Raw genomic sequence first — 25,704 nt, forward strand, 5'->3', positions numbered from 1 at the left:
GTTGAAAAAATTGAATGCCGTTAAATTACGAGCTTTTACACTGATTGAAATGCTAGTCGTGCTTCTCATTATCAGTATTCTCCTTTTGCTCTTTGTACCTAACTTGAGCAAGCAGAAGGATTCTGTTAAAGAGACTGGAAATGCGGCTGTGGTCAAGGTCGTGGATTCTCAAGCAGAACTTTATGAAATGAAGAATAACAAGACAGCTAGCTTAGCCGCTCTTGTTTCAGAAGGTCAAATCACGCAAAAACAGGCAGATTCATACAATGATTACTATGCGAAACATGGTGGCGAAAGCCGCTCAGTGGCCAATTAGAGCCTTTACCTTGTTGGAGAGTCTGGTGACTCTAGCAGTGGTTGCCTTTCTCACTCTGAGTTTATCAGGCTCAGTCACAGGTATTTTTCAGCAGGTTGAGACTAATCTTTTTTATCTGCGCTTTGAGTACCTATACCGAGATAGTCAGCGCTTGGCAGCGGCGGAAGGGTCCAATGTTGAATTGCAGTTGTCCAAGGATAAAATCAGTAACGGAAAATCAAGTCTGGTGATTCCTAAAAATATACATCTGGATAAGGGGCAGAAGCTAGTGTTTGATGCCAAAGGAGGCAACTCTAGCCTCACAAAGATTCGTTTTTCAAGTGATAAGGAGGTGGTGACCTATCAGCTTAACATGGGCAGCGGTAAATATAAAAAGACGGTCTCTTAGAGGCTATATTCTTATCGAAAGCTTGGTAGCAATGGCTGTCTTAGTACTCGTCAGTGGTCTTATCTTGGATCAGATCAATACCAATCGTAGGCTAATGGCTAGGAATCTACACCAACAGGAGGTTTTGAGTGTGGCAACCATGGCAGTTCAGACAAAACAGGATCAGTTGACCTTAAATGGTATCACAGTGACAGTAAAACGTAGCCAGCAAGGTATCGCGGTTTATGAATCAGGAAAGGAGATTATTCATGTCTCTCAATAGCAAGGTTCGTGCTTTTACCCTTTTGGAATGTCTAGTAGCCCTATTGGTGATTGCTGGTTCAGTTCAAGTTTATCAAGGTCTGACTACAGTATTGGTGAGCAATGTTAAGCAAGTCAAACAACAAGAAAACCAAGACTGGCTTCTATTTGTTCAACAGATGGAGGCAGAGTTAGAAGGTTGTCAGTTGGTAAAGGTAGAAGGGAACAAACTCTATGTTAAGCAGGATAATCAAGACCTGGCTTTTGGCCTTTCAAGTGCTACTGATTTTCGAAAAACAAATGCTGACGGTCGAGGCTACCAACCCATGCTTTTCAATGTAAAATCTAGTACGATAAGTCAAAATAACCAGATAGTCACCATCCAAGTGACTCTAAAAAATGGGCTACAAAGGAGTTTTGTTTATGCTTTTGAAAAAACAGGTTAGGGGAGGCGTTCTTCTCTACGCTCTTTTTATGGCTGGCATTTTCACACTTCTTCTGCATGTTTATCTGGAGCGGGTGGTTGCTAGCTCTAGACAGAACCAAGCGCAAATGATATCCAGTCAGAGTCGTCTCATGGCAGAGATGACCATGGACTTGGCGGACAAGGAAGCAGGGGCTTTTAGTTTTTCCCAGGGAACTACGACTTACGAGGTTAAGGACAAACAAGTGATTGTTAGAGTTGCCAGTAAAGGCCAAATCAAGACCTATCGTTATGTGAAGAAGCAGGAGCAGAAATAGAAATTCTCTTTCCTTTTTGATATGATAGAAGGACGGAGGAAATCATGAATTTTGAAGCAATTGAGACAGCCTTTGAGCTGTTGTTAGAAAATGTCCAAACCATTGAAAATGATCTTGGAACCCATGCTTACGATGCGCTTATTGAGCAAAATTCCTATTATTTGGGGGCTGAGGTAGCTAATGAAGTCATCATCAAAAACAACGAGAAATTACGTGCCCTTAATCTAAGCAAAGAGGAGTGGCGTCGCGCTTTTCAGTTCTTGTTTATCAAGCTAGGGCAATTGGAAGCCTTACAAGCCAATCACCAATTTACACCTGATGCTATTGGATTTATCATTCTTTACCTACTTGAAGGTTTGACCAAGGACGACCAATTAGATGTTTTGGAGATTGGTTCGGGGACAGGAAACTTGGCTGAAACTCTTCTAAATAATAGTCAGAAAAACCTTAATTATATGGGAATGGAAGTTGACGATCTCCTTATCGATTTGTCAGCTAGTATTGCTGATGTGGTGAATTCAAGTGCAGTTTACATCCAAGAAGATGCTGTTCGACCACACATTCTCAAAGAGAGTGATGTTATTATCAGTGACCTACCTGTTGGTTACTACCCTAATGATGAGATTGCGAGTCGTTTCAAGGTTGCAGCAACTGGTGAACACACCTATGCCCATCACCTTCTCATGGAGCAATCACTCAAGTACTTGAAGAAAGATGGTATTGCTATTCTTTTGGCACCAACTAATCTTTTGACAAGCCCACAAAGTGACTTGCTTAAGAAATGGCTATCAGGCTATGCTGATATTATTGCTGTTATCACCCTTCCAGAAGCAGCTTTTGGCAATAAACATAACATGAAGTCTATCTTTGTGCTTAAAAAACAAACTGAAAACGCTCCTGAGACCTTTGTTTATCCACTTAGCGATTTGCAAAACCCAGAGGTCCTCAAAGATTTTACAGAGAATTTCCAAAAATGGAAATCAGATAATTCCATTTTCTAGCAAAACATGGTAGAATAGGACTATATTATTGAAAGCGTTTTACAAAGAGGTGGCTTATGACAAAAACAATAGCAATTAATGCAGGAAGCTCAAGCTTGAAATGGCAACTATATGAGATGCCAGATGAAGTTGTTCTTGCTAAGGGTTTGATTGAACGTATCGGTTTGAAAGATTCTGTTTCAACAGTAAAATTTGATGACCGTTCAGAATCGCAAACTCTAGATATTGCTGACCATGTTCAGGCAGTAAAAATCTTGCTTGATGATTTGATTCGTTTTGATATTATCAAGAGCTATGATGAAATTACAGGTGTTGGTCACCGTGTGGTTGCTGGTGGAGAATATTTCAAAGAATCAAGCTTGGTGGATGAAGATGCCTTGGCTAAGATTGAAGAATTGTCAGCCTTAGCACCTTTACACAATCCAGGTGCAGCTTCAGGGATTCGTGCCTTTAAGGAGCTCCTCCCAGATATTACAAGTGTTGCTGTTTTTGATACAGCCTTCCATACATCTATGCCGGAAGTGGCCTACCGTTATCCAGTGCCTAATCGTTACTATACAGACTACCAAGTCCGTAAGTATGGAGCACACGGAACTAGCCACCAATATGTTTCTCAAGAAGCAGCTAAGTTGTTAGGTAAGCCAATTGAAGAAACTAAGATTATCACAGCCCATGTGGGAAATGGTGTTTCAATTACTGCCGTTGATGGTGGTAAATCAGTAGACACGTCAATGGGGTTGACACCACTTGGTGGCGTTATGATGGGAACACGTACTGGGGATCTTGACCCTGCGATTATTCCATTTGTTATTGACCGTGAACCTGAGATGGCAGATGCTGAGCGTATCCGTCACGTCTTTAATAAGGAATCAGGTCTTCTTGGCATTTCTGAAAAATCAAGTGATATGCGTGATATCATTGCTGGTAAGAATGCTGGCGATGAAAAATGTGCCTTAGCTTATAATCTTTATGTGGATCGTTTGCGTAAATACATTGCTCAATACTTCGGTGTGTTGAACGGAGCAGATGCTATCGTCTTTACAGCAGGTATTGGTGAAAACTCTGCAGAAGTTCGTGCTTCAGTTTTGGATGGTCTCACATGGTTTGGTATTGAAGTGGATCCTGAAAAGAATGTCTTTGGACATGTAGGCGACATTACAACAGCAGAGTCAGCTGTTAAAGTATTTGTTATCCCAACAGATGAAGAGTTGGTGATTGCGCGTGATGTTGAGCGCCTTAAAACTAAATAAGTTATCAAAAATTTGATAAGACCAGAAAAGTTGGCTGAGTGATTGGCTAGCTTTTTTGAATGCACTGACAGAATCATTCGAATATTTCTATTTATGTGTAATTACTATAAGTAAAGAAAACTTTACAAAAAATGTAAAAAAGACTTTACAAAACATGTAAAGTGAACTATACTATAAATGTAAAGTTAACTTAACAAAGAAAAGTAAGGAGTTTAACTATTTGAGAATAAACGATAAGGTTGAGGTGCCACATGGAAACAAAAATTCAGGAACTTCGCAAGGCTAATAAGATTAGTCAGGCAGAGTTAGCAGATGAGATGGGGGTCACGAGGCAGACCATCATTTCACTCGAAAAAGGTCGCTATAATGCGTCGTTGGAACTGGCTTTTAAAATTGCTAGATATTTTGGAAAGACTATTGAAGAAGTCTTTATTTTTGAGGAAGATTAAGGAGAAAAGATATGTTTAAACAAGTCATGAAGAAAATTGGTGTTATTGTTTTAGCGCTCACTCTACTAATCTTAGATTTAACACTATTAGGTGCTTTCCCGCTACTTACTCAGGATGGTAAGTTTTCACTTGTGGAGCAAATAGGTTACGGTATTTGGGCATTAGGGAGTTTGGCTATTTTTATCGTGATTGCTTATAGATTTAAACTCTTATCGCTTAAAGAGATTAATTGGAGACGTCTCGTTGCGATTGCTTCTCTTAATCTCGTCATCTTTTTCCTAGGTGATCTTCTAGGGTATTTTATTGGTCAGTTAACACACAATGCGACTATGGAAAATCAAGATGCTTTAAATGCTATCTTTGCCCACGTACCATTCTATCTTCACCTAGTAGTCGCCGGTTTTATTATTCCGATTATGGAAGAAATCATTTTTAGGGGACTCTTAGCAAAGGTGCTCTTTGGAAAATACTTTAAGACGGGTCTTGTTATTTCCAGTCTTCTCTTTATGGCTGGTCACTCAGCATTTACGCTTCAGACAATTGTCATCTATGGTATTATGTCAGCTGGTCTTGCGATAACATATTATAAGACTAAGCGTATCGAGTACAGTATGGGTGTTCATATCTTAAACAATAGCATAAGTATACTACTCAGTCTTTTCGTTTAAGGTAAATATGATGTTTAACTCTATGAATGAAATAGTTTTAAACTATTCTTTTAAAGGATAATAAAGGGAGTGTTAAGATATGTTAATAAAAATGTTATTAGGAAAGAGAAAAACAGAGGCTGAGTTTAAGAAATATATTACACGAGTAGCGGAGCCCACTGAAAAAGTAATCTCTACAGTTTAAATAACATAAAAAACATACTAAGATTAGTAGTGAAGAAATCTCCGACGGGAGAGAGTACTCACTACTTTTTCTTTATGTTAAAGTAGAGGTGTCTTGTTAAGTCGTGGCTTCTTATGGCGCTAGACGTCGAGTATTGAAAATGAAATCACTAAAATAAGGAATCATTCAAGACAAAGAGGTAAACATAATGCGGACAGTTTTTGGAATTGATGTGAGTAAAGCAAGCTCAGAAGTCGCTATTCTTGTGAATGGTGAAAGGGTTCATGGCTATACTATGCCTAATGACATTATCGGATTTTCTCGTCTACTGATGGATCTAAAGACCGTGAGTAACCCTGAAATTATTTTCGAAGCTACTGATGTCTACTCTCGCCGACTTCAGGCTTTTCTAGAAGAAAACAGCTATGACTATACATGTCTTAATCCTTTGGAAGCTAAGAAGCAACTTGATGGATTACGAGTTCGGAAAACCGATAAGATTGATGCAGAGAAACTAGCTTCGTCACAATTCGTTTTAAGCCGTAAGCCAACTTACGTTCAAGAAGAAGTCTATCAAAACTTGCATGATCTTAGCCGATTCTACCAAAATCTGACAGAGGATATCGTAAGGACGAAGAATAGGCTGCACAAAGTTCTTCAAGTCGCCTTCCCAGAAATCGAGATTCTACTATCTACTCCTACAGGTGAGCAATATTGGAATCTCGTGTCCATCTTCCCAACAAAGCATTGGGTGTTGGAATTATCAGAAGTTGAGTTGAAAGAGACTATTCGCAACTCAACCTCTAAACGCATTTCAGAGAACAGAGTAGGTAACTTGGCTGAGAAGTTAGTTGGACTGGCAAAGCAATCGTATTCTGCCACTTCAAAAACCTCTCCTATGATAGAAGAGGTTAAGTATAATGCACAGGAACTTATAAGGTTGACAAACCGTCGGGAACAAGTTTTAGAACAGTTGGTAGAGTTAGCTAAACCTCTACCTGAATATGAGATTCTTCTCTCTATTCCTGGTATCGCAGAAACAACGGCTACAAGCGTTATTGGCGAATTAGGAGACATTCGTCGTTTTAAGTCTGCTAATCAAATCAACGCTTTTATCGGTATTGATCTCAACCACTATGAATAGGGAGATTTCCTAGGTCAAGAGCATATCACTAAGCGTGGGAATCCTTATGCAAGAAAAATTCTGTACAAATGTATTCACAATATCGCTACAGCTAGCCATACCAATCCTTGCCATATCGCAGATTTCTATGAGAAACGCAAAAGACAATCGCAGACAACTTCAACCAAGCCACACACGATTGCCTCTATACATCGCCTTATTAGGACAATATATTATCTTAAAATGCATAATAAACTTTACGACTATACTTTAGCCCAAAGTCATTAAAGTCATCTATGCCCTATAATTCTAACACCTTGTTTCAAAAAATTCCAGATAAGGTGTCGTTTTTATATGCTCAAATGTCAGAAAAAACGGCTTAAACTATTCCTAAAAAAATTCCCTTCATGAACTTTCAGAAATAATGTTGAGTCAGAAACCGTATTATACTTGACAAATGGTAGAAAAGAGCCTATTAAGTATTGTCAAATCTGCCCTTCAAAAGTGAGGTGTTATAAAGAGAGGGCTAAGTCTAAAACTTATTCTACTCCCCTTAAAAGTGATGAACACCTCTTTCAGAAGAGATTTCAGAAAACAGCATATTTTAAAGAAAAGACTAGACATCGCTACAAGATAGAAGCCAAGAATGCGGAACTTAAATACAGACATGGTATTGATGTGGCTAGAGCATCAGGTCTTTTCAATATGGAATTACAAGCGGGAACGACTATATTCGTGGTTAAGTGGTTAATATGAAGAGGATTATAGCTTTAATAAACTCAAAATAAGTAAACAAAAGGAGTAATCTACCTAAATATGAGATAGATTACTCCTTCTTTATGTTATTTAAACTGTAGAGATTACTTTTTCAGTGGGCTCCTATCAGGTCCTCTCTTTTTGTATGTTTAGAGTGATGAAAATACACTTCCTAAAGTTAATAAAGTTTCTAAAACCGAATCCCAACCGTTTGATGTCTTTAAATAACTTGTTAGTCGCTTCAAGTTTTTCGTTTAAATGGTCTGTTTCTAGTGCGTTTTATTTGAAAAAACATCAAAAATAGCGCAAAAAACTCTTCTTGTGCTATACCATAATTGAGATTTTTTAAATTTTTGGTGTTAGAACTGTTGCCTCAGTCCTAGCACTTTTTCTTTGTCGTATTCTTGGTGTGCTGCGAGAATTTTGTAAATGATACGAAGCAGCTTATGAGCGCAAGCAATGACGGCTTTCATCTTACTTCCTCTTTGGGAAATTTTGCTATAAAAGGATGAAAATGCGCTGTCTTTAGAGTGAGCCGCAATCAATCCAGACATTGTCAGTGCCTGTTTGATGTAACGATTTCCTTGTGTGATGTGCGAGGATTTTTTTAATACCAGCACTTTCGTATGAACCAGGGCAGAGTCCTGCTCAAGATGCTAAATGTGCGTCCGATTGAAAAGCCCTCACATCTGGTCCAATCTCAGCTAAAATAGTGGCTGCACAAGTTTCACTCACACCAGGAATTATTTGAAGTAATCTATTTTCTTCAGGGAAACTCCTTTTCGATATAAGCTATTATTTCACTCCTTAATTTATTCATGAGTTTTTGATACAATTGATATTCTTCTAGGCTTTGGTCCAAGAGAAATCGATCCTCCAGTGACAACTTCCCATTCATGGCCTCCATTAATTCTTCGGGACTTGCTTTGACATGCTTGTGAATACAAGCTGTCACATTGTCATAATCAATGAGTTCCCCATTGATAAAGAGCGTTAAAAGAGACTGTCCTGTCTTAGAGAAGATATCAGAAAGATAGCTGGTTAGTTTGATATTAGCACGTTGTAAGAGGTTATGAAACTCATTCTTTATTTGAGTTTGACGTTGTTTGTAAGAACGTAACCTACGAGTGAGTAAACGTAACTGCATCACTTCAGGGCTTGGAATGTAAGATGGCTCAATAAGTCCACAACGTCCGAGCTGTGCAATCCATTCGGCATCTTTCATGTCTGTTTTTCGACCAGGCACATTCTTAATATGTTGGGGGTTAGCTAATATCAAATTGAGTTCTGAGTCTGAGACTATATTAAAGAGTGGTACCCAATATTGGCCAGTGCTTTCAAAAAAGACATGTGTGACGTGATTTTCCAATAACCAATCTAAGGCGTTTTGGAGAGCTATAGTTGTTGTACCAAATTTTTTCTGAATCTTTTTAGGTTTATTGCTTTCTAGTGGACCATCTAGAATACAACAAACGATAGACTTTTGGTGGACATCAATTCCACAACAAGTTTCAATCATAACTTCCATTACAAAAACCTCCTGTTAACTATTGAACAATAGAACAAGAGGCTATTAGTAATTTTATTTTCATGCTCAAGGCATATTCGAGTTATCTCATGACTCTTGTTCATCCAGTTTTTGTTACAGGCTAGGCAAAGCCCTATTAAAGACCACGGATTTGTATTGTTCACCTTCATTATAAGCCGAACTTTCTTTTCTGTCATGAGTTAGCAGGCTAAGCCTGCTTAGAGTTTTTGATGTGTTGTTTGTGTTTAAGAAAAGTCCTAAAGACAGTTTGAAAGTAATGATTGACCTTGCTCATATTTTGCTCTATGAGTTCGAAAAACTCATCTATTCTTTTCTGTCAAAAGTGAAAAAGCAAAAACTGATAGAGGTTATAATAATTAGCGAGTTCTCTTGAAAAGTTTAGTGTCTTCTCTACGACTTCATGTTATGCTAAAGTTTAGCGGGAAGTCTTTGAATAAAACGAGTTGAGAGATAACTTACGACTGTCCTTTTGAAAGAGTCGCCAGTGATTTTTCAAGGCTCTATAAGGCAGCGACTTCTTATCAAAATGATAATTATTATAAATAGATTTGTATTTACTTACTATTATATAATATTTAATTTGACATCTACCTTACTTTCTAATATAATCAATTACGTAATCGATTACAAAAAAATATGAAAAAGGTGATACATATGTCAGATGAAGTATTCTTATTTGAAGAAATTGAAGAAATCGTAGCCCCTACCGATGGTGAATTTTGGGGGGGAGTTGTAATTGGAGTTGGAGTTGTTCTCATAATTGGAGCAGCTTGTTGTTAAATAGATAGAGAGTGATAATCATGCAAGATAATTTTTTATTTGAGGAAATTGAAGAAATATCAGTACCAGTTAGTGATTTTTCAGTTGGACTTGCTACAGGTATTGGAATTGGTATAGGAATCCTTGCTCTTGTTGGCTGTTGATGTTGAGCTTTATTAAATTAGAAAGCGATAAAATAAATATATTTGCGGAATAATTCTCTGTTTTAGTTAAATAATTTACTAACATCAAGTTTTTTCAATTTTATTTTAGACAGTCATTTGATTTTTCCGTAGTAGTCTTGTAGTAAGAAATCAATAGAATTAGTCATTGTTTTATTGGTTGCGGACTGAGGGGCTAGAGTATACTTTACTCAGTCCCTCTTTTATTTATTAAAGGTTAGGTTTATTATGAGAATAGTTGATAAAATCAAGATATTATCTACTCCTTATGAGGGACACTATCATCTATATATACCATCTAATAAGAAACATGTATTAGTTGGGAAACAAGAAAAAAAATGGTTAGAGCAACTAATAGGTCAAGACTTTACGATATCGGATTTATTGGTATTAGTAGGTGAGAAACACTATTTAAGATTTTATGCTGCACTCAGTAAGATGGGCCTTATAGATTCTATGAAATCAAGAAAGATAAATATTTTTAAAATATCTTGGGATTTTAATATAACATTATCTGAAAAAATAATCTATAAAAAATTTAATAAAGTTTTTGAAAAAATCTTATTTGGCATTTTCCCACTGTCACTTATTTTGCAATGTTTTATTATTTATGTTTATAGGGCAGATATTTTTACTAATTTCCAAAACTTCCCAATAACGCTAAATACTCTTTTATTTTGGTGGCTTGTTGTTATTATATCTGCAACGATACATGAATTTAGTCATGCAATAGTTGCGAAAAATTATCAAATTGAAATTCCGAATTGTGGAATAATGCTACTTTTGTTTAATTTGGCTTTTTTTGTAGATTTAAGTGGGGTGCAATTCCTAAAAAATAAAAAACAATTTTTGAAAATTATGTTGGCAGGAATTGCTTCAAATTCTATTTTATCACTTATAGGTTTACTTGTTTCAGTGTTTACATCATATAAATTGTTTGGACTCTTATTTTTTATCATTAACTTGGGTATGATTTTTATTAATTCGATTCCTTTTTTTCAGTATGATAGTGGTATCATTTTAAGATACTTGAATTCCAACAATAATAACTTGAATTTTCAATACATAGTTCAGCTTTTAATAGCATTTATTATTATTTATTTCCCTTTGAATCAACTATTACACTTTTTGATACCTAATGTTATTGTTCGTAGTATAGGAGGAGTGGTTATTTCTATACTGCTTTCTATATTATATATGAGAGAAAGGACGAAATATGTTCTACGTAAGTAGTTATGTTTTTGCTTATGAAAAAGAAGGTATAATGTATTTGCGTGGTCGGAGTATGCGCGAAATAGCCATAGAATCTCAAATCTCACAAGAATTTATCAACGATTTATTTAATAGTTGTAAGGAACTGTTGGAGATAGAAGAAGTATTAGGCAGTGAACTAACATTTGAACTATTAAATGAACAAATTTTAATTTCGGATGAGATAGATATTGACAGTAGATATTCTAGAACTAAAGGTTACTATTCGTTATTTTACGATGAAGATTATAAGAAAATACAGGATAAAACGGTATTAGTGTTAGGAGCAGGAGCTTTAGGATGTCATATATCTCTAAGTCTGAGTATGTATGGAGTGAAGAAACTTATCGTCGTTGATTATGATATAATAGAATCATCAAATTTAAATAGGCAAATTCTTTATACCGAGTCGGATGTTGGTAAGGAAAAGATTAATGTTCTTTCTGAAAAAATACACAAGTATAATTCAGATGTTCAAGTAGTACCTATTTCTATTAAAATTGCTTCAGTAGAAGAATTAGAAAAAATTGTTGCGGAATATGGGAGTATAGATTTTATCGTTAAAGCAATTGATACACCCATTGATATTATAAAAATTGTCAATCAATTTGCTGTATTACATAAGATTCCCTACGTATCAGGAGGGTTTAATGGATGCTATCTTATTATTGATAATATATATATCCCTACAATCAGTTGTTGCTTTGGTTGTCGGAATATAAGCAAAGACATAAATAAGTACAAATTATCTGATAAGACAAAGTGGCCGACAACACCAGAGATGCCTGCTATTTTGGGTGGGATAATGACTAATTTAATAGTTAAAATATTCCTGGGGTGTTATAATGAAATTCTAATAGATAACGCTTATGTTTATAATATGAGAACTCATGCTCTAATTCAAGAAAAATATGTTCTGGAAGATGGAGAATGTCCAGTTTGTAAAAAAAATAATAAAGTGAAAGATAATAATACTAGATTGAAAACATTTATTCGATTAGTTTGTTTTTTCTTATTATCAGGAGGAGTAGCTCTTTTATCTGCTATTGGACAGTTCGCTGTTATAGAAACACAATTGATAGTGTTGTTTTTGGGTATTATTTTTGCTATGTATTATGCTTACTACAATAAAGATATCCAAACATCGTTGGAAAATATAGTATGTTTTTTTTCATCGTTTGAGATTTTATTTTTGCTTGTTAATATTAGAACAATTATTCAGTTACCAGTGGATATTATTATTAGTGTCATGTTATTCTTAATGTTGTGGATATTTATTATGTTAGGAATAGTGTGTCTTAGTTATTATTTGACTTTATTATTTAGTAAGGAGGCTTAGTATGTTTAAAAAAATAGGCTTAATTAGCATTTGCATATATATAATCATTTTATACTTTTTGAGATCGTATCATATTATCAATAATAATGAAACAATCTTGCTAACGGTTATCTGCTTAATGTTATTGTTTTTTTTAAAACATTTATTTGACAAAGATAAGTAAATAGATATTTAGTAAAAATGTAGAATATAAAGGAGGTGCAATGAGTATGATTGAAGTTAGCCATTTATCAAAAAGTTTTGGAGATAAAATAGCTTTAAATAATATAAGCTTCACTGTTAAAAAAGGGCAGATTTTTGGATTTTTAGGACCATCTGGTTCAGGAAAGACCACAACGATTAATATTCTTACTGGGCAGCTCCTTGCCGATAAAGGGCAGGCTATTATTTTAGACCAAAAATCTCAAAACTTAACAAGTGGTGAATTGAAGAGAATTGGATTGGTTAGCGATACAAGTGGATTTTATGAGAAAATGTCTCTGTATAACAATCTTCTTTTTTATAGTAAATTTTATAATGTTAGTCGATCACGCGTTGATAATTTGCTAAAGCGAGTAGGATTATATGAGAGCCGCAATTTGGTAGCTGAAAAATTATCCACTGGAATGAGACAGCGAATGCTTTTGGTACGAGCACTTATCAACAAACCCGATGTACTTTTTCTTGATGAGCCGACCTCAGGTATAGATCCCACAACTTCTCGAACAATTCATGATTTAATTTTAGAATTGAAAACAGGAGGGACAACAATTTTTCTAACGACTCATGATATGAATGAAGCAACTCTTTTATGTGATTATGTTGCCCTATTAAATAGGGGGAAATTAGTTGAGCAAGGGGCTCCTTCTGAACTCATTCAAAGATACAATAAAGATAAAAAGATTAAGGTTACAGATTATAACGGAAATCAGTTAACTTTTGATTTTGCATCACTAAAACAGTTGTCTCAGGCTGAGATAGAAAATATTTTTTCAATTCATTCATGTGAGCCTACTTTAGAGGATATCTTTATCACATTAACAGGAGGAAAGCTAAATGTCTAAACAATTATGGGCTTTGATTTGGTTACGTTGTCAAATTGTACTTTCCAATAAGAGTATTTTATTGCAAGTTTTAGTGCCATTTGCTTTCACATATTTTTATAAATATATTATGGAAACACAGGGGAAGGTCAGTGACCAACAAGCATTAGTTCTTCTAATGATGTGTTTACCTTTTTCTTTGGCTTTGGCTGTTGGAAATCCTATAACTGTTATCTTGTCTGAAGAGAAAGAAAAGTACAATTTACAAACGCTTCTGTTGAGTGGTGTTAAAGGTTACGAATACATTTTATCAACTATGTTTCTTCCTTTTTTGTTGACTTTTGTGATTATGGGAACTACTCCTCTTATTTTAGGTGTTACGATTGTACATACTTTTAATTATATTACAATTGTTCTTTTAACCTCTTTCTCAATCATTTTATTCTATTTATTGATAGGTTTAACTGCAAAGAGCCAAGTAGAAGCTCAGGTTATCAGTCTTCCTGCTATGATTTTAGTTGCTTTTTTACCGATGCTATCTGGTTTGAATAAGACAGTTGCAAAGATAACAGATTATAGTTTTATGGGACTGTTTACTAAGTTTTTCACAAAATGGGAGGATTTTTCATGGAGTAAAAGTCTAATTCCTAATCTAACACTACTTATTTGGATTGTTCTTTTATTAACTTTAATTACGATAAGTATTAGGAAAAAGAAAATTTCTTAATTTAGTTATTTTAATGATTATAAATGCAAGTTGGAAGAAAAATGAATTGATGTTCTTGATAGCAAATTATACGGACTAATCTTATTGTTATATTTTAATTTGAGTGTATAAAAAAAGAAAAAGAACGAAAGCGTCCACACTAATTGAACTGCACCCTAAAAGTTAGACAGAAAAAATGGCTCTCTGTCAACTGTAGTGGGTAACGAAAAGTTAGTATCTAGGGAGGACCTGGCAGGGAGCCCACTGAAAAAGCCATCGATTGATGACTTTTTCAGTGGGCTCCTTAATTATACCTCTATTTTCATATTGTCTTGTCAATAGATCTATATTGTATTATAATAAAGATACAAATAAATAATGAAAAGAGGTGGCTTCTCGTGAACAAAGGGTCAATTTTCAAACGCTTTCTTTATTTTTTACTAGCTTTCCTAATACTAATTATTGATCAAGTTCCAACCATCTATTTAGGTGTCAAAGATACAAGGTTAGTCTGTCTCTTAATTTTTGTCTTGCTTCTCATGAGCGCAGGAGCTCTTTTCTTAGGAAAACGTCTTGGGCTTTTCGAAGGCTTTAAGGCACTTTCTTCCCTGAAGGCCTGGGGGATGATTGGCTTGACCTACCTAGGTATTTATATCGTTACTAGGATTGGTTCTATGGTCATGATGATGGAAGGTGTTAGTAATAGCACCAATCAGGCAGCCATAGAAAATGCCCATATGAATCCCTTCCTTCTCATAACGTTTACGGTAATTATGGCACCGATTGTGGAAGAGCTGGTTTTTCGAGGGCTCCTCATGGGACGTGTCTTTAACCCCGATTCTATTGTTGGCTTGATTGTTAGTAGTTTACTTTTTGGTCTTGTTCATATGCCGAATAGTATTGGTGTTTGGATTATATATGCAGGTATGGGGTTCGCCCTTGGGATAGCATATCGTAAGTTTCAAAAGTTAGAATACTGTATCATGGCGCATATTATTAACAATAGTATTGCGGTTTCAATGTTGTTACTCTTGCAATTTTTAGCGCCATATATCAAATAAAGCTCGGAAGATTCCGAGCTTTTTTCTTATAGTTTCTTAGCTTTAGCAATGGTTGTATCAATACTTGAAACTACACTATGGGTGAGGCCTGTACGCTCAAGGTCCATGAGACCAGCGATAGTGGTCCCAGCAGGGCTACAGATCTTGTCAATAAGATCATGTGGGCTGTCGCTACCAAGACTGAGATTTTCAGCGGTAGCTAGAACCGTCTGTGTGGCAATGGTCAGAGCGACCTGCTTACTTAGGCCATTTTTGACGCCAGCCTTAGCCAGAGCCTCGATAAAGAGGGCGATATAGGCCGGACTAGAGCCAGCTAGGGCAGTGAAGGTATCAAAGTCCTTCTCAGCCAATTCAACAGTGGTTCCAAAACTGTCTGTGATTTCCTTGGCAACTGCCAAAAGGTCCTCGGATACCTTATCATTAGTACAAAGACCAGTAGTGCTTTTGAGAATTTGAGCATTAAGGTTCGGCATGATACGAATAAGAGGAAGGTCTGGACTGGTGAGGGAAGCAAGGCGTTCTAAGGTCACTCCAGCAGCCATACTCATGATAGGTTGATGGAAATTGAGGTCAGTTAGTACCTTATCAAACATTTGAGGTTTGATGCCAAGAATGACTAAGTCAGCATTATCCAACAATTCTTGATGGGAAGCAGCAGCTTCAACCTCTAGTTCCTCTGCAATTTGGCGTGAACGAGCCAAGGAAGACCCTGAAATAATGATACGATGTGAGCTTGTATTTAGGCCGTTGATAATGGCTGTCGCCATCTTTCCAACGCCAATAAAACCAATAATCATGGGTTACTCCTTGTCTTAGTAGTTTTTAATCAAATCTACTGTTGAACGATCCAACTTCTTAACAATCGCTTGTAAGAAGGCTTGTGCCTCTAGGAAGTCATCCATCGCATAAAGGGTTTGGTGCGAGTGAATGTAACGGGCACAAACACCGATAGTTGTTGATGGTACTCCAGCATTTTGCAAGTGAGCGGCACCAGCATCTGTTCCGCCCGCAGCACAGTAGTATTGGTATTTGATACCAGCTTCTTCAGCTGTAGTTAAAAGGAAATCTTTCATATTTGGCAACATGATGTGACCTGGGTCGAAGAAACGAATAAGGGTACCATCACCTACCTTACCTTGATTACCATAGATATCACCTGCAGGAGAACAGTCCACTGCAAAGAAAACCTCAGGATCAAATTTAGTGGTAGAAACATGGGCACCACGTAAACCAACTTCTTCTTGAACGTTGGCACCAGCAATTAGAGTATTATTGAGTTCTTGATCTTTAACGTTTTCCAAGAGTTCACGAATCATGAGAACACCATAACGGTTGTCCCAAGCTTTAGAAATGACATTCTTTTGATTGGCTGTGAGAATCGTTTCTGATTCAGGAATGATGACATCACCAGGGAAAACACCGTAGGCATTAGCCTCTTCTTGGTTGGCAAAACCAGCATCAAAGACGATATCAGAAACACTAGGAAGACTTGAAGCTCCGCCGCTGGCACGTAAGAAATGAGGTGGCACCGAACCTGAGATGACAGGATAGATACGGCCATCACGAGTGTGTAGGGTGAAGCGTTGAGAGCTGACAACCAGTGGGTTCCAACCACCAAGTTCGACGACACGGAAAGTCCCGTCTGCCTTGATTTCCTTAATCATAAACCCAACTTCGTCCATGTGGGCAGCCACGAGCACCTTAGGGGCATTTTCCGCCTGGCTATGTTTGATACCGAAAATACCACCGAGACCATCTGTTTGGACCTCATCTACGAGTGGTGTAATATTTTGGCGAAGGTAGTCGCGTACTGGCGCTTCAAATCCTGAAGTGGCACTGAGTTCAGTTACTTCTTTAATCTTGTCAAATAGGGTAGTCATAAAATCCTCCTTGAGTAGTACTTGCTACTATTTTAGCACGATTCTTAAGAGATAGGTAGCCTCTCCCCATTCATCTAAAATTATGGTAAAATGTTTCTTATGAAACGTAAAACATTGGCCTTGTTTGCTGGAGGCGTAGGAGCTTTAGGTCTCTTGGCAATGGCAGAGAAGTATAGACAGTCACGTGCAGAAATGAAGAAAGCTGCATTAATCCAAGATATTAGACAAGAATTATCACACCTGGGGACTATCGCAGTCCTCTATACGAATCCCACTGATAAGGAAAATCCAGGGCTTACAGGAGGTATCGTCTTAGAGGATGGACGTGCCTATAGCTTTGTTTATGCAGAGGATATCTTGACCTATGAGGAGGAGCAGGTATGATTATTCCTAAGAATCTTGAAGAACTGGCAAGCTATGTCGAAAGTGATCAAAAGGTGGTTTTCTTTTTCACTGCCGACTGGTGTCCAGACTGCCAGTTCATCTATCCCGTTATGCCTGAAATCGAAGCCCTCCATCCAGATATGACCTTTGTGAGTGTTAATCGTGATGATTATATGGCTTTGGCACAAACTTGGAATATTTTTGGTATCCCAAGTTTTGTCGTGACTCAGAAAGGTCAGGAATTGGGACGCTTGGTCAATAAAGCTCGTAAAACCAAAGAAGAAATCAATGCCTTTTTGTCGGAGATTTAAAAGATGAAAATAAATCACTTTCCTAACATCTCTTTTGATATTTCAGAAACCAAAGAAAAGTATCTGACAGAAAAAAATGAGAGGATCATCGAAGAATTATGCCAAGTTTTAGTAGAGCATTCCAAAATTGAAAGTGATATCTTCCTAAAACACCAAGAAATAAACACCTACAAAAAGGAAAATAATCTTCCTACACATCAAACTATTCCTGGAGAAATGGAGTTATTTGATGAATTTAAAGTGAAGTTGACTCCTTTAGCTCAAAAACACTTGACTGATAACTGTTATAAAAGAGGTTTTTCAGCTTCTTTTGGTTCTCCAGGTACCTATGATTTTGTGTTAGAGCCCTGTCGAGTTAAGTTTATTATGAAGAGTAAGGCTAAGATGTTTCTCGAATTTTCCTATGGGAATGATTTTTGGTACCATAAACAATTTATCGTAAAATTAACAGAGAGTGACTGGAAAATTGACAAGATTAGTTATCGCTATGGTAGTAATGATGATTCTTGGCATGTCAGTCGATTTTAAAATCTATAAAAGAACTATTGAAGGAGAATCCATGATTTTTGCATACAATAAGGAACAAGTTGGCGACGTTTTGTTGGTTATCTTGGAAGATACTAAAGACATCAAACGTAGCGTAGAACGTAAAGGTAAGGTGGCGCGTGTCACAGCTGATGAAACAGGCAAGACTCTTGCTTGGAATATTTTTGAAGCCTCAAGCCTCATTGATATCGAAGGTAACGGTCAAGTTTTCTTGTCAGACCAAGATGTAGCTGTCTTGAACAAGGAATTGGCTAAAGAAGGCTTTGAAGAGCGTTTGGAAAATACACAAGGTCCAGTTTTTGTGGTTGGACAAATTGATGAAATGGTTGCACATCCAGATAGTGATCACCTTAACATCTGCCAAGTGAATATCGGTGATAAGAAGGTCCAAATCGTTGCAGGAGCACCAAACGCAGCGCTTGGTCTTAAAACTATCGTAGCCCTTCCTGGTGCTATGATGCCTAGTGGTGCCCTTATCTTCCCAGGAAAGCTTCGTGGTGAAGATAGTTATGGTATGATGTGTGCCCCACGTGAGTTGGCACTTCCAAATGCTCCACAAAAACGTGGTATTATTGAACTTGATGATTCAGCAGTAGTTGGTGAGGCTTTTGATCCAGCCAAACACTGGAAAGGGTAAATAAGACAAGAAACGGTAAATAAGCCGTTTTTTTGTTTGTCATAAAGAAAGTTTATAGCCAATCATAAAAAAGAAAGATTATGCAAGTTACAATATTTTTTTTAAAATGTAATCAACATTTATTTTAGGAGGTACTTATGCTTACAACTGTTCTTTCTGGTGGGCTCATTGGTCTGATATTTGGATTCATTTTGCAACGAACTCGTTTCTGCTTGACTGGTGGTTTCCGAGACATGTACATTGCACGTAATAATACATTATTTTACGCTTTTCTTATTGCAATCACAGTAGAAAGTATAGGAGTACTTTCCCTGGTTAAATTAGGTATTATTGGAAACCCTTATGAAGAATTTTCCGTGTTAGGAGCAATTGTGGGCTCCTATCTATTTGGTATTGGAATTGTTCTTGCTGGGGGATGTGCCACAGGAACGTGGTATCGTGCCGGTGAAGGTCTCCTAGGTAGTTGGGTTGCACTATTCTTTTATATGACAAGTGCAGCAGCTATGAAATCAGGATTTCTTGTTCCTTTGAATCAATTAATAGCCAAGCGATGGGTAATTAATGATGATTTAGCTGGTCAATTAGGAGTTCCGGTTTGGTATTTTCTTGTTTTCTTAGTAGCTATAACAAGTTTTGTTGTCATTCGAGAGTTACGTAAGCCCAGACGTCAGATTGCTTCGCTTCCATCAAAATATAAGGGAGTGAGACACTATCTTTTTGAGAAAACTTACCATAAATATTTTGCAGGACTTCTAATAGGTCTTGTTGCTTTTATTGCTTGGCCTGCTAGTCAGTTGACGGGTCGTGTTGGAGGGCTAGGGATTACAACTCCCTCAGCACATCTAATTAGTTATATTATTACAGGAGATAGTAAACAGCTTGGTTGGGGTGTTTTTCTTGTATTGGGGATTTTTCTTGGTTCCTTTCTTGCTGCAAAGGGTTCTCGAGAGTTTCGTTGGCGCTTGCCAGACTTGTCAACCATCGGTAAGAGCACACTAGGGGGTATTTTTATGGGAATCGGTGCTTCATGGGCTGGTGGCTGTACGATTGGTAATGGTTTAACAGCTACAGCAATTTTTTCTAGTAAGGGATGGATTGCTTTACCAGTGACTATTTTAGGTGTTTGGACGGCTTCCTATATTATCTTTGTAAAACCCAACAAAAATTAAGAGGAGAATATCATATGGCTTTGATAAAACTTGAAACGGGTGGATTGGTATGTCCATTCCCATTGATTGATGCGAAGAAAAAAATGGCTGAATTAGCTACAGGTGATGAGTTGTTGATAGCTTTCGATTGTACGCAAGCAACGGAAAGTATACCAAACTGGGCTGCAGATAATGATTATCCTGTGACGCGCTTTGATCAAGTCGGTCCTGCTTCATGGGAAATTGTAGTTCAAAAACGTTGAGCTAGCTAAACGAGTAGAGAAAATTTATCATTCAACTGCTGTCATGAAAATATCTGAGAGAGCAGTATTACTAGAAAAGTAATAACCTTCTATTTACTAGGATTATTAGGACAATTTGGATATGTAGACTGGAGTGTTAGTAAGAATCCTCTCGAGAGAATCTGTAAAGCTATTTAAAATAATCTATTTTTTACTTCCACTTACGAATAGATAGGTGGAGGTAAAAAAATGTATAACAAAGTTATTTTAATTGGACGTTTGACAGCGACTCCTGAAATGGTTAAGACTGCTAGCGATAGGTCTTTTACACGTGTTACAGTTGCGGTTAATCGTCGCTATAAGACGCAAAATGGTGAGCGTGAGGCTGACTTTATTACAGTGGTTGTCTGGGGGCGTTTGGCTGAGACCTTAGCCTCTTATGCTAGCAAGGGGAGTTTAATTTCTCTTGATGGTGAGCTTCGTACCCGTAAGTATGATAAGGATGGTCAAACCCATTACGTTACTGAAGTGCTTTGTTCCTCTTTCCAACTTCTGGAGAGTCGTGCTCAGCGTGCTGTTAGGGAAAATAATCCTGACAATGACTTGGCTGACCTCGTCTTGGAAGAAGAACTTCCCTTCTAGTTTATCCTTTGTCTAGCTATCTAGGTCTACTATCTTTGAAGCTACCTCTCAAAAAAAAATCATTATCTTGTTCCATATCTTGTTTTGAAGAATTGTTGGAGATAAAACATTAAACACCTGTTAGACTAATAAACAGTAAAATTAGATAAGACTTAGGATGATAGGGGGTTAAAAGTATAGATAGAGTAGAGAAAGTTATTCGAAAAACCTTAAAATGCAGTTATAACATGGTTTTTTGCTATTTGGTTAATTAGCCAAAACAGTGTACACAATTAACAGTTCTTTCTCATTTATATCATTGTTTTATTACCAATTTTTAAATTAAATGATAGAGGTTTCGTGATAAACTATAGGTGGGTAAGGAAAAAGCTATAAAAGTTACTTTTATAGTAGGCATTATTTGTTTGGGAGGAAAGTGTGAAATATCACAACTAGAACACTATCCTTGCAATTGTTTGAGGCAGTTGCATTTTTGTTTATTGTTGTGAGACCACAGGTCCATAATTGATTTCACAGACAATTGACTATGACACTCCGACTGACATATGAATTAGGATGTTAAGCGGTCGTTGACTTTTCGTCTAGCCTTGGGGGAACACATTGGTGTGATTCCTAAGACTCACCAGACTAATGTGTTTGAAGCTAGGATGATTCGTCTTAGCTTTTTTTGTGTCCTTTAGAAAGGGAATGTTTTTCTTATGCTATAATAGAAGGACGAAGCGAGACGTCATCTCGTTAATCTTGGAACAGGAGTAAGACTAATGCTTGACTATAGCCAAGAAGATAAAGAGTTCTTTATGTCTGAGGCTCTTAAGGAGGCCCAAAAATCTCTAGATAAAGCAGAAATTCCAATTGGTTGTGTTATTGTTAAGGATAGAGAAATCGTTGGTCGTGGGCATAATGCGCGTGAGGAGCTCAATCAAGCTATTATGCATGCAGAGGTCATGGCCATTCAGGAGGCCAATAGAACTGTGGGCAACTGGCGTTTGTTAGACTGCACCCTTTTTGTGACTATTGAACCCTGTGTCATGTGTAGTGGGGCCATTGGCCTGGCTCGTATTCCCAAAGTTATCTATGGAGCATGCAATCAAAAATTTGGTGGTGCAGGTAGCCTTTATGATATCCTAAGCGATGAGCGTCTCAATCATCGCGTAGAAGTTGAGACTGGTGTCATGGAGGCGGACTGTGCTAAGATTATGCAAGACTTTTTCCGCCAGAGTCGCGAACGCAAAAAAGAAGCCAAACGATTGGCTAAATTAGAAACAATGCAAGATATGTAAACAAAAGTGCAAGTCCCTTTGGACTTGCATTTTTAATGGAAGATGAGTATTTTTGTTTTCCTGAAGACAGTTTAAGTCACTCTTTCTATGCTTTATTTTTTTCTTGCTCTCTTGTCAAAAGAAAAATAGGCATGAAGAGGAGAAGTGTTCCAAAAGCGGATTTCAAATTAGTGTCAATAATTGGTGTTCCTAATCGTACATGAAAGATAAGGTTGATTAGGAGTATGAGAAGTAGGCTACTGATAATTCCAGCTAAAGCGATTTTTACGAGTAAATAGTTGTTCATTTTAGGTGACTGATTAGCAGTAGTATCATTTGTTTGATTTCTTGTATGTTTCATAAGTTATCATCCTCAAAATCTTGGAGATGTCAGTTGAAGTTAAGTTCTTTTATTAGTGTGTGAGATTGTAGAAAGATTTACTCGCAGCATAGCTTAGATCATAAGTCAGTTTTGCGCCAGCAATTCCTACTGAAATAGCAGCCCAAGGAACAGTACCACCTGATACGATTTCGAGTTCTTGGGTAGTCATTTTCTTACGGTTGTTGATTGTTTTAGTCATTGTTCATATTGTCCTTTCTTCTTATCGAGCAGTATCCATGTAGCCGTTGTAGGCACCAAGGCAAATCATAGTTCCAATAGGTCCTGAAGCTAGGCAGAGCCCTCCAACGGCAAGGTTGGTCTTCCATCCGCCTCCTGTTACTGAGGCTAAATCAGAAGTGTTCATTTCTTTGTTAATCATTGTCATTCTCCTTTTTTTATTTTTGGTGAATTTTTAAATCTCATACCCTCTCACCGCGAGTTAAGTGATATGTTAAACATGACTTCTCCTTTCAATAAAATCAGTCATGTCACTGGCTTATGGAGCTTCCCTCAAGCTATGGATTTATTATAAGGCGTCGAGAAATAAAAAAGTAGTGACATAAATGTCACTATGGTAAGTTTTATACTTTACCAAAGCTTATACTAACGGGAGGAAACAAAGGGGATTGATAGGGGATAGGTCTAGCTAGTCTTATCGTAAGTTCTCTACTTGCAATCACTTCGATTTATGGTATAATATTTTTCGGAGCAACATCTGTGCGTGAAGCGGGTCAGGGGAGGAATCCAGCAGCCCTAAGCGATTTCAGGTGTGTGCTCTTTTTTTGTGTTAAGGAGGATTTATGGCCAAATTTAGTGTTTTTAAAGATCAAGAGAGCCTTTTTGCTTGTCCAATCTGTCAGGTGCCAATGCATTTGGATTTGTCTAGCTTGGTTTGTCAGAATAGGCATACCTTTAATATAGCTAAGCAGGGCTTTGTCAATTTTTTAAGACAGACTAAGGGAGATAAGCACTATGATATGGCTTCTTTTGAAAAGAGGAGTCAGATTTTAGCAGCAGGCTATTACGATCCTATCCTGAAGGTGATTTCAGAGCGCTTGCGTGACCTTCCTGGACACTCGCACGTGTTAGATGTTGCCTGTGGTGAAGGCTATTATAGCCGTCAGTTGGCTCAAGAGTTTGACAAGGATTTCATGGCCTTTGACTTGGCTAAGGATTCAATCCTTCTTGCGGCACGTCAAAATCCTCAGAAAAACGTAGCTTGGTTCGTTGGTGATTTGGCTCAATTGCCCTTACGTGAACACAGTATCGATGTCATTTTAGATATCTTTTCACCAGCTAATTATCAAGAATTTGGAAGACTTTTGTCTGATCAAGGCTTGATTTTCAAGGTTATTCCTCACGAAGATCATCTTAAAGAGTTTCGCCAACTGTTACCGGAGGCGCAGGCTTATTCTAACCAGGATGTTCTGGAACATTTTCAAGAGTCTTGTGAGCTTTTGGAGCGTGTGACGATTGCTAAGACTTGGTCTATGCCATCAGAGCATGTTCAAACATTTGCTGAGATGACACCTCTTTTCTTCCATGCCAATAAGGATACTTTGGACTTGACTTCAGTGACGCAATTAACCGTTGCGGGAGAGCTGCTGATTGGTCGTATTAGAGATGATAAGCAATCCTAACAGTCGTTGGGATTTTTTTGATGGGAAAATATCTCAGTTAGCTTGTTTGGTCTTCCTAAAAGGTGTATGATGGGAGCAATAAGTAAGAAAGTTTCAGTAATGGGTAAAAAGTGATGAAAAATAGAGCCTATAAGAACTACATTTTTGATTTCTATGGTACCTTGGTTGATATCCTAACCGATGAGAAGGATCCTATGTTATGGGATAAATTAGCCCAACTTTACCAAGCTTATGGGGCGGATTATAAGGGTGAAGGTCTTAAAAAATCTTATGCTAAGCGTGTGGCTCAGACTCGTAAGGAGTTAATAGAGATTAAAGGAGTTGGTTATCCAGAGGTTGATTTAGCTCACATTTTCAACCAGCTTTATGTAGATGGGCGGTCTCAGTCTAGTTGTCATAATCAGCCAGAAGATTGGGGCCAACTGATAGCTATGGTATTTCGCGTCTTATCTCGTAAGCAGTTGTTAGCTTATCCGCATACCAAGGAGGTTTTGACCTTTCTAAAAGAGCAGGGCTGTCGTCTCTATCTCTTGTCTAATGCTCAAGCAGCCTTTACTAATGCTGAGATTGACTTAATGGAGTTAAGATCTTACTTTGATGCCATTTACCTGTCTTCGGATGTGGGTATCTGTAAGCCTCAACCTGAATTTTTAAAGCAAGTTTTGGATGATCATGGGTTAAAGCCATCTGAGACTGTCATGGTGGGAAATGACCTGACGACTGATATTGCTGTGGCTGAGGCAGTTGGGATCGATGGTATCTTGCTGAATACCTTCCCTTATTCTCGTCGAGAGTTGGAGAATTCCCCAATCAAACCAGATCGAGTGATTACTGACATAGAGGCTCTAAAGACAAATTTTACATAAAAATACACTCTATTTGGCAAAAGCAAAGACAATTATCAGAATTTTTGGTATAATAATTCCTAACTTTATGTGAATGGAGAATCTCATGACTGCACAAAAAATGTCTGCACAAGAAATTATCGCTTTTATCGGTAATGCTGAAAAGAAAACGAATGTTAAAGTAACTTTTGAAGGGGAATTGGCAACTGCTGTTCCAGCTTCTGTCACTAAGCTTGGTAATGTTCTTTTCGGAGACTGGAAAGATATCGAACCACTTCTTGCGAATTTGACTGAAAACAAGGACTATGTTGTGGAACAAGATGGCCGTAACTCAGCTGTTCCATTGCTGGATAAACGTCACCTTAATGCGCGTGTCGAACCAGGCGCTATTATCCGTGACCAAGTAACTATCGAAGATAATGCTGTCGTTATGATGGGTGCTGTTATCAACATCGGTGCTGAAATTGGTGCTGGTACTATGATTGATATGGGCGCAATCCTTGGTGGCCGTGCTACTGTTGGTAAAAACAGCCACATCGGTGCGGGTGCGGTCCTTGCTGGAGTAATTGAACCAGCTTCAGCAGACCCAGTTCGTATCGGTGACAACGTTCTTGTTGGTGCTAATGCTGTTGTTATTGAAGGTGTTCAAGTTGGTAACGGTTCAGTCGTTGCTGCTGGAGCTATCGTTACTCAAGATGTTCCTGAAAATGTGGTTGTAGCTGGTGTTCCAGCTCGTATCATCAAGGAAATCGATGAAAAAACACAACAAAAAACAGCACTCGAAGACGCTTTGCGTAACTTGTAACATATTGATAGTAGAGGCC

35 protein-coding genes, 1 other RNA gene and 4 pseudogenes are annotated in these 25,704 nt (G+C 37.5%); 30 read left to right on the top strand and 10 right to left on the bottom strand.

Going from position 1 to position 25,704, the window contains the following annotated elements; genetic code table 11:
- Position 1 precedes the first annotated feature (1 nt).
- The 11 genes and pseudogenes from comGC to ACYVQ1_RS06180 all read left to right on the top strand — a co-directional run.
- Complete coding sequence (comGC, locus tag ACYVQ1_RS06130) at positions 2-316, top strand: competence type IV pilus major pilin ComGC (RefSeq protein WP_037611125.1); 315 nt, start codon at positions 2-4, stop codon at positions 314-316.
- Entirely contained in the window at positions 276-704 is a 429-nt protein-coding gene (comGD, locus tag ACYVQ1_RS06135) for a competence type IV pilus minor pilin ComGD (protein WP_461250190.1), read from the top strand. Before comGC ends, comGD begins: the two co-directional genes overlap by 41 nt.
- Before the next feature lie 31 nt (positions 705-735).
- Positions 736-966 (top strand): competence type IV pilus minor pilin ComGE, encoded by a 231-nt coding sequence (gene comGE, locus ACYVQ1_RS06140; protein WP_002887015.1) that lies wholly within the window; start codon positions 736-738, stop codon positions 964-966.
- A complete protein-coding gene (gene comGF / locus ACYVQ1_RS06145; protein WP_037601472.1) occupies positions 953-1,390 on the top strand; it encodes a competence type IV pilus minor pilin ComGF in 438 nt (145 codons plus the stop codon). The genes comGE and comGF overlap by 14 nt, the downstream gene beginning before the upstream one ends.
- A complete protein-coding gene (comGG, locus tag ACYVQ1_RS06150) occupies positions 1,368-1,685 on the top strand; it encodes a competence type IV pilus minor pilin ComGG (protein WP_021144683.1) in 318 nt (105 codons plus the stop codon). The genes comGF and comGG overlap by 23 nt, the downstream gene beginning before the upstream one ends.
- 44 nt (positions 1,686-1,729) lie before the next feature.
- A complete protein-coding gene (locus tag ACYVQ1_RS06155; RefSeq protein WP_014632544.1) occupies positions 1,730-2,686 on the top strand; it encodes a class I SAM-dependent methyltransferase in 957 nt (318 codons plus the stop codon).
- Positions 2,687-2,742: 56 nt separating this feature from the next.
- On the top strand, positions 2,743-3,936 hold the full coding sequence (locus ACYVQ1_RS06160) for an acetate kinase (RefSeq protein WP_064523500.1): 1,194 nt from the start codon (positions 2,743-2,745) through the stop codon (positions 3,934-3,936).
- A 251-nt stretch (positions 3,937-4,187) separates the two neighbouring features.
- Positions 4,188-4,385, top strand: coding sequence for a helix-turn-helix transcriptional regulator (locus ACYVQ1_RS06165; RefSeq protein WP_002885716.1), 198 nt, complete (start codon positions 4,188-4,190; stop codon positions 4,383-4,385).
- A gap of 11 nt (positions 4,386-4,396) precedes the next feature.
- Complete coding sequence (locus tag ACYVQ1_RS06170; protein ID WP_461250160.1) at positions 4,397-5,053, top strand: lysostaphin resistance A-like protein; 657 nt, start codon at positions 4,397-4,399, stop codon at positions 5,051-5,053.
- A 371-nt stretch (positions 5,054-5,424) separates the two neighbouring features.
- Positions 5,425-6,627 (top strand): annotated as a pseudogene (locus ACYVQ1_RS06175) (IS110 family RNA-guided transposase).
- Between the two features lie 186 nt (positions 6,628-6,813).
- Positions 6,814-7,127: pseudogene (locus tag ACYVQ1_RS06180) on the top strand (transposase); the annotation flags it as partial.
- A 94-nt stretch (positions 7,128-7,221) separates the two neighbouring features.
- On the opposite strand, the pseudogene ACYVQ1_RS06185 reads toward ACYVQ1_RS06180, so the two are convergent.
- The 5 genes and pseudogenes from ACYVQ1_RS06185 to ACYVQ1_RS06205 form a co-directional block, all read right to left on the bottom strand.
- Positions 7,222-7,374: pseudogene (locus ACYVQ1_RS06185) on the bottom strand (transposase); the annotation flags it as partial.
- Between the two features lie 80 nt (positions 7,375-7,454).
- Entirely contained in the window at positions 7,455-7,715 is a 261-nt protein-coding gene (locus tag ACYVQ1_RS06190) for a hypothetical protein (protein ID WP_461258410.1), read from the bottom strand.
- 28 nt (positions 7,716-7,743) lie between these two features.
- Positions 7,744-7,884 (bottom strand): transposase, encoded by a 141-nt coding sequence (locus tag ACYVQ1_RS06195; protein WP_461250191.1) that lies wholly within the window; start codon positions 7,882-7,884, stop codon positions 7,744-7,746.
- Positions 7,862-8,623 (bottom strand): IS110 family RNA-guided transposase, encoded by a 762-nt coding sequence (locus ACYVQ1_RS06200; protein ID WP_461250161.1) that lies wholly within the window; start codon positions 8,621-8,623, stop codon positions 7,862-7,864. Before ACYVQ1_RS06200 ends, ACYVQ1_RS06195 begins: the two co-directional genes overlap by 23 nt.
- A 220-nt stretch (positions 8,624-8,843) precedes the next feature.
- Positions 8,844-9,170, bottom strand: a pseudogene (locus ACYVQ1_RS06205) (ISL3 family transposase); the annotation flags it as partial.
- 128 nt (positions 9,171-9,298) lie between these two features.
- Between ACYVQ1_RS06205 and ACYVQ1_RS06210 the strand changes: the two are divergent.
- From ACYVQ1_RS06210 to ACYVQ1_RS06240, 7 genes are all read left to right on the top strand, one after another.
- A complete protein-coding gene (locus ACYVQ1_RS06210; protein ID WP_455454760.1) occupies positions 9,299-9,424 on the top strand; it encodes a hypothetical protein in 126 nt (41 codons plus the stop codon).
- A gap of 20 nt (positions 9,425-9,444) precedes the next feature.
- A complete protein-coding gene (locus ACYVQ1_RS06215) occupies positions 9,445-9,567 on the top strand; it encodes a hypothetical protein (RefSeq protein WP_461250162.1) in 123 nt (40 codons plus the stop codon).
- A 246-nt stretch (positions 9,568-9,813) separates the two neighbouring features.
- The gene (locus ACYVQ1_RS06220; RefSeq protein WP_461250163.1) at positions 9,814-10,818 is read left to right on the top strand and encodes a peptidase M50 family protein; all 1,005 of its coding nucleotides are present in this window, start codon (positions 9,814-9,816) and stop codon (positions 10,816-10,818) included.
- Positions 10,802-12,175, top strand: coding sequence for a HesA/MoeB/ThiF family protein (locus ACYVQ1_RS06225; protein ID WP_461250164.1), 1,374 nt, complete (start codon positions 10,802-10,804; stop codon positions 12,173-12,175). Before ACYVQ1_RS06220 ends, ACYVQ1_RS06225 begins: the two co-directional genes overlap by 17 nt.
- Positions 12,176-12,384: 209 nt before the next feature.
- Positions 12,385-13,218, top strand: a complete 834-nt coding sequence (locus ACYVQ1_RS06230; RefSeq protein ID WP_455454764.1) for an ABC transporter ATP-binding protein — start codon at positions 12,385-12,387, stop codon at positions 13,216-13,218.
- Complete coding sequence (locus ACYVQ1_RS06235) at positions 13,211-13,924, top strand: ABC transporter permease (protein WP_455454765.1); 714 nt, start codon at positions 13,211-13,213, stop codon at positions 13,922-13,924. The genes ACYVQ1_RS06230 and ACYVQ1_RS06235 overlap by 8 nt, the downstream gene beginning before the upstream one ends.
- A gap of 377 nt (positions 13,925-14,301) precedes the next feature.
- On the top strand, positions 14,302-14,964 hold the full coding sequence (locus ACYVQ1_RS06240; RefSeq protein WP_461250165.1) for a lysostaphin resistance A-like protein: 663 nt from the start codon (positions 14,302-14,304) through the stop codon (positions 14,962-14,964).
- A gap of 26 nt (positions 14,965-14,990) precedes the next feature.
- On the opposite strand, the gene proC is transcribed toward ACYVQ1_RS06240, so the two are convergent.
- Together proC and pepA are read right to left on the bottom strand one after the other, a co-directional pair.
- Complete coding sequence (proC, locus tag ACYVQ1_RS06245; RefSeq protein ID WP_461250166.1) at positions 14,991-15,761, bottom strand: pyrroline-5-carboxylate reductase; 771 nt, start codon at positions 15,759-15,761, stop codon at positions 14,991-14,993.
- Between the two features lie 15 nt (positions 15,762-15,776).
- Entirely contained in the window at positions 15,777-16,844 is a 1,068-nt protein-coding gene (gene pepA, locus ACYVQ1_RS06250; RefSeq protein ID WP_461250167.1) for a glutamyl aminopeptidase, read from the bottom strand.
- Positions 16,845-16,943: 99 nt separating this feature from the next.
- Between pepA and ACYVQ1_RS06255 the strand changes: the two genes are divergently transcribed.
- From ACYVQ1_RS06255 to tadA, 8 genes are all read left to right on the top strand, one after another.
- Positions 16,944-17,228, top strand: coding sequence for a DUF4651 domain-containing protein (locus ACYVQ1_RS06255; RefSeq protein ID WP_461250168.1), 285 nt, complete (start codon positions 16,944-16,946; stop codon positions 17,226-17,228).
- A complete protein-coding gene (locus tag ACYVQ1_RS06260) occupies positions 17,225-17,539 on the top strand; it encodes a thioredoxin family protein (RefSeq protein WP_461250169.1) in 315 nt (104 codons plus the stop codon). Before ACYVQ1_RS06255 ends, ACYVQ1_RS06260 begins: the two co-directional genes overlap by 4 nt.
- Before the next feature lie 3 nt (positions 17,540-17,542).
- On the top strand, positions 17,543-18,067 hold the full coding sequence (locus tag ACYVQ1_RS06265; RefSeq protein ID WP_461250170.1) for a hypothetical protein: 525 nt from the start codon (positions 17,543-17,545) through the stop codon (positions 18,065-18,067).
- Between the two features lie 31 nt (positions 18,068-18,098).
- On the top strand, positions 18,099-18,722 hold the full coding sequence (ytpR, locus tag ACYVQ1_RS06270) for a YtpR family tRNA-binding protein (protein ID WP_461250171.1): 624 nt from the start codon (positions 18,099-18,101) through the stop codon (positions 18,720-18,722).
- Positions 18,723-18,859: 137 nt separating this feature from the next.
- Positions 18,860-19,891, top strand: coding sequence for a YeeE/YedE family protein (locus tag ACYVQ1_RS06275; protein ID WP_060971581.1), 1,032 nt, complete (start codon positions 18,860-18,862; stop codon positions 19,889-19,891).
- Positions 19,892-19,905: 14 nt separating this feature from the next.
- On the top strand, positions 19,906-20,133 hold the full coding sequence (locus tag ACYVQ1_RS06280; protein WP_260231683.1) for a sulfurtransferase TusA family protein: 228 nt from the start codon (positions 19,906-19,908) through the stop codon (positions 20,131-20,133).
- 228 nt (positions 20,134-20,361) lie between these two features.
- Positions 20,362-20,754: a single-stranded DNA-binding protein gene (locus ACYVQ1_RS06285; protein ID WP_002885697.1), complete on the top strand. Its 393-nt coding sequence runs from the start codon at positions 20,362-20,364 to the stop codon at positions 20,752-20,754.
- A 761-nt stretch (positions 20,755-21,515) separates the two neighbouring features.
- Positions 21,516-22,034 carry a tRNA adenosine(34) deaminase TadA gene (gene tadA, locus ACYVQ1_RS06290; protein ID WP_461250172.1) on the top strand — a complete coding sequence of 173 codons (519 nt, stop codon included), beginning with the start codon at positions 21,516-21,518 and terminating at the stop codon, positions 22,032-22,034.
- Between the two features lie 85 nt (positions 22,035-22,119).
- Here the strand turns inward: tadA and ACYVQ1_RS06295 are convergent, their stop codons facing one another.
- The 3 genes from ACYVQ1_RS06295 to ACYVQ1_RS06305 are packed head-to-tail and all read right to left on the bottom strand — an operon-like array spanning position 22,120 to position 22,774.
- Entirely contained in the window at positions 22,120-22,374 is a 255-nt protein-coding gene (locus ACYVQ1_RS06295; protein ID WP_461250173.1) for a hypothetical protein, read from the bottom strand.
- Positions 22,375-22,426: 52 nt separating this feature from the next.
- Complete coding sequence (locus ACYVQ1_RS06300) at positions 22,427-22,594, bottom strand: class IIb bacteriocin, lactobin A/cerein 7B family (RefSeq protein WP_461250174.1); 168 nt, start codon at positions 22,592-22,594, stop codon at positions 22,427-22,429.
- A 21-nt stretch (positions 22,595-22,615) separates the two neighbouring features.
- On the bottom strand, positions 22,616-22,774 hold the full coding sequence (locus ACYVQ1_RS06305) for a class IIb bacteriocin, lactobin A/cerein 7B family (RefSeq protein ID WP_461250175.1): 159 nt from the start codon (positions 22,772-22,774) through the stop codon (positions 22,616-22,618).
- A gap of 321 nt (positions 22,775-23,095) precedes the next feature.
- On the opposite strand from ACYVQ1_RS06305, the gene ffs reads away from it, so the two are divergent.
- From ffs to dapD, 4 genes are all read left to right on the top strand, one after another.
- An RNA gene (ffs, locus tag ACYVQ1_RS06310) (signal recognition particle sRNA small type) lies at positions 23,096-23,181 on the top strand.
- Positions 23,182-23,195: 14 nt separating this feature from the next.
- Positions 23,196-24,035, top strand: a complete 840-nt coding sequence (locus ACYVQ1_RS06315; protein ID WP_461250176.1) for a methyltransferase domain-containing protein — start codon at positions 23,196-23,198, stop codon at positions 24,033-24,035.
- Positions 24,036-24,148: 113 nt separating this feature from the next.
- Positions 24,149-24,901 carry an HAD family hydrolase gene (locus ACYVQ1_RS06320; RefSeq protein WP_461250177.1) on the top strand — a complete coding sequence of 251 codons (753 nt, stop codon included), beginning with the start codon at positions 24,149-24,151 and terminating at the stop codon, positions 24,899-24,901.
- Between the two features lie 85 nt (positions 24,902-24,986).
- Entirely contained in the window at positions 24,987-25,685 is a 699-nt protein-coding gene (gene dapD, locus ACYVQ1_RS06325) for a 2,3,4,5-tetrahydropyridine-2,6-dicarboxylate N-acetyltransferase (protein WP_461250178.1), read from the top strand.
- Positions 25,686-25,704 lie beyond the last annotated feature (19 nt).

It is taken from the genome of Streptococcus parasalivarius (assembly GCF_054785155.1).

Coding starts and splice junctions, on each gene's coding strand:
- ACYVQ1_RS06285 (WP_002885697.1), top strand. CDS start 20,362: ATGTATAACAAAGTTATTTTAATTGGACGTTTGACAGCGACTCCTGAA.
- ACYVQ1_RS06230 (WP_455454764.1), top strand. CDS start 12,385: ATGATTGAAGTTAGCCATTTATCAAAAAGTTTTGGAGATAAAATAGCT.
- ytpR (WP_461250171.1), top strand. CDS start 18,099: ATGATTTTTGCATACAATAAGGAACAAGTTGGCGACGTTTTGTTGGTT.
- ACYVQ1_RS06155 (WP_014632544.1), top strand. CDS start 1,730: ATGAATTTTGAAGCAATTGAGACAGCCTTTGAGCTGTTGTTAGAAAAT.
- pepA (WP_461250167.1), bottom strand. CDS start 16,844: ATGACTACCCTATTTGACAAGATTAAAGAAGTAACTGAACTCAGTGCC.
- ACYVQ1_RS06275 (WP_060971581.1), top strand. CDS start 18,860: ATGCTTACAACTGTTCTTTCTGGTGGGCTCATTGGTCTGATATTTGGA.
- ACYVQ1_RS06215 (WP_461250162.1), top strand. CDS start 9,445: ATGCAAGATAATTTTTTATTTGAGGAAATTGAAGAAATATCAGTACCA.
- ACYVQ1_RS06220 (WP_461250163.1), top strand. CDS start 9,814: ATGAGAATAGTTGATAAAATCAAGATATTATCTACTCCTTATGAGGGA.
- ACYVQ1_RS06165 (WP_002885716.1), top strand. CDS start 4,188: ATGGAAACAAAAATTCAGGAACTTCGCAAGGCTAATAAGATTAGTCAG.
- ACYVQ1_RS06200 (WP_461250161.1), bottom strand. CDS start 8,623: ATGGAAGTTATGATTGAAACTTGTTGTGGAATTGATGTCCACCAAAAG.
- ACYVQ1_RS06255 (WP_461250168.1), top strand. CDS start 16,944: ATGAAACGTAAAACATTGGCCTTGTTTGCTGGAGGCGTAGGAGCTTTA.
- comGF (WP_037601472.1), top strand. CDS start 953: ATGTCTCTCAATAGCAAGGTTCGTGCTTTTACCCTTTTGGAATGTCTA.
- ACYVQ1_RS06225 (WP_461250164.1), top strand. CDS start 10,802: ATGTTCTACGTAAGTAGTTATGTTTTTGCTTATGAAAAAGAAGGTATA.
- ACYVQ1_RS06295 (WP_461250173.1), bottom strand. CDS start 22,374: ATGAAACATACAAGAAATCAAACAAATGATACTACTGCTAATCAGTCA.
- proC (WP_461250166.1), bottom strand. CDS start 15,761: ATGATTATTGGTTTTATTGGCGTTGGAAAGATGGCGACAGCCATTATC.
- ACYVQ1_RS06265 (WP_461250170.1), top strand. CDS start 17,543: ATGAAAATAAATCACTTTCCTAACATCTCTTTTGATATTTCAGAAACC.
- ACYVQ1_RS06235 (WP_455454765.1), top strand. CDS start 13,211: ATGTCTAAACAATTATGGGCTTTGATTTGGTTACGTTGTCAAATTGTA.
- ACYVQ1_RS06170 (WP_461250160.1), top strand. CDS start 4,397: ATGTTTAAACAAGTCATGAAGAAAATTGGTGTTATTGTTTTAGCGCTC.
- tadA (WP_461250172.1), top strand. CDS start 21,516: ATGCTTGACTATAGCCAAGAAGATAAAGAGTTCTTTATGTCTGAGGCT.
- ACYVQ1_RS06280 (WP_260231683.1), top strand. CDS start 19,906: ATGGCTTTGATAAAACTTGAAACGGGTGGATTGGTATGTCCATTCCCA.
- ACYVQ1_RS06210 (WP_455454760.1), top strand. CDS start 9,299: ATGTCAGATGAAGTATTCTTATTTGAAGAAATTGAAGAAATCGTAGCC.
- ACYVQ1_RS06260 (WP_461250169.1), top strand. CDS start 17,225: ATGATTATTCCTAAGAATCTTGAAGAACTGGCAAGCTATGTCGAAAGT.
- dapD (WP_461250178.1), top strand. CDS start 24,987: ATGACTGCACAAAAAATGTCTGCACAAGAAATTATCGCTTTTATCGGT.
- comGD (WP_461250190.1), top strand. CDS start 276: ATGCGAAACATGGTGGCGAAAGCCGCTCAGTGGCCAATTAGAGCCTTT.
- comGE (WP_002887015.1), top strand. CDS start 736: ATGGCTGTCTTAGTACTCGTCAGTGGTCTTATCTTGGATCAGATCAAT.
- ACYVQ1_RS06305 (WP_461250175.1), bottom strand. CDS start 22,774: ATGATTAACAAAGAAATGAACACTTCTGATTTAGCCTCAGTAACAGGA.
- ACYVQ1_RS06300 (WP_461250174.1), bottom strand. CDS start 22,594: ATGACTAAAACAATCAACAACCGTAAGAAAATGACTACCCAAGAACTC.
- comGG (WP_021144683.1), top strand. CDS start 1,368: ATGCTTTTGAAAAAACAGGTTAGGGGAGGCGTTCTTCTCTACGCTCTT.
- ACYVQ1_RS06160 (WP_064523500.1), top strand. CDS start 2,743: ATGACAAAAACAATAGCAATTAATGCAGGAAGCTCAAGCTTGAAATGG.
- ACYVQ1_RS06320 (WP_461250177.1), top strand. CDS start 24,149: ATGAAAAATAGAGCCTATAAGAACTACATTTTTGATTTCTATGGTACC.
- ACYVQ1_RS06315 (WP_461250176.1), top strand. CDS start 23,196: ATGGCCAAATTTAGTGTTTTTAAAGATCAAGAGAGCCTTTTTGCTTGT.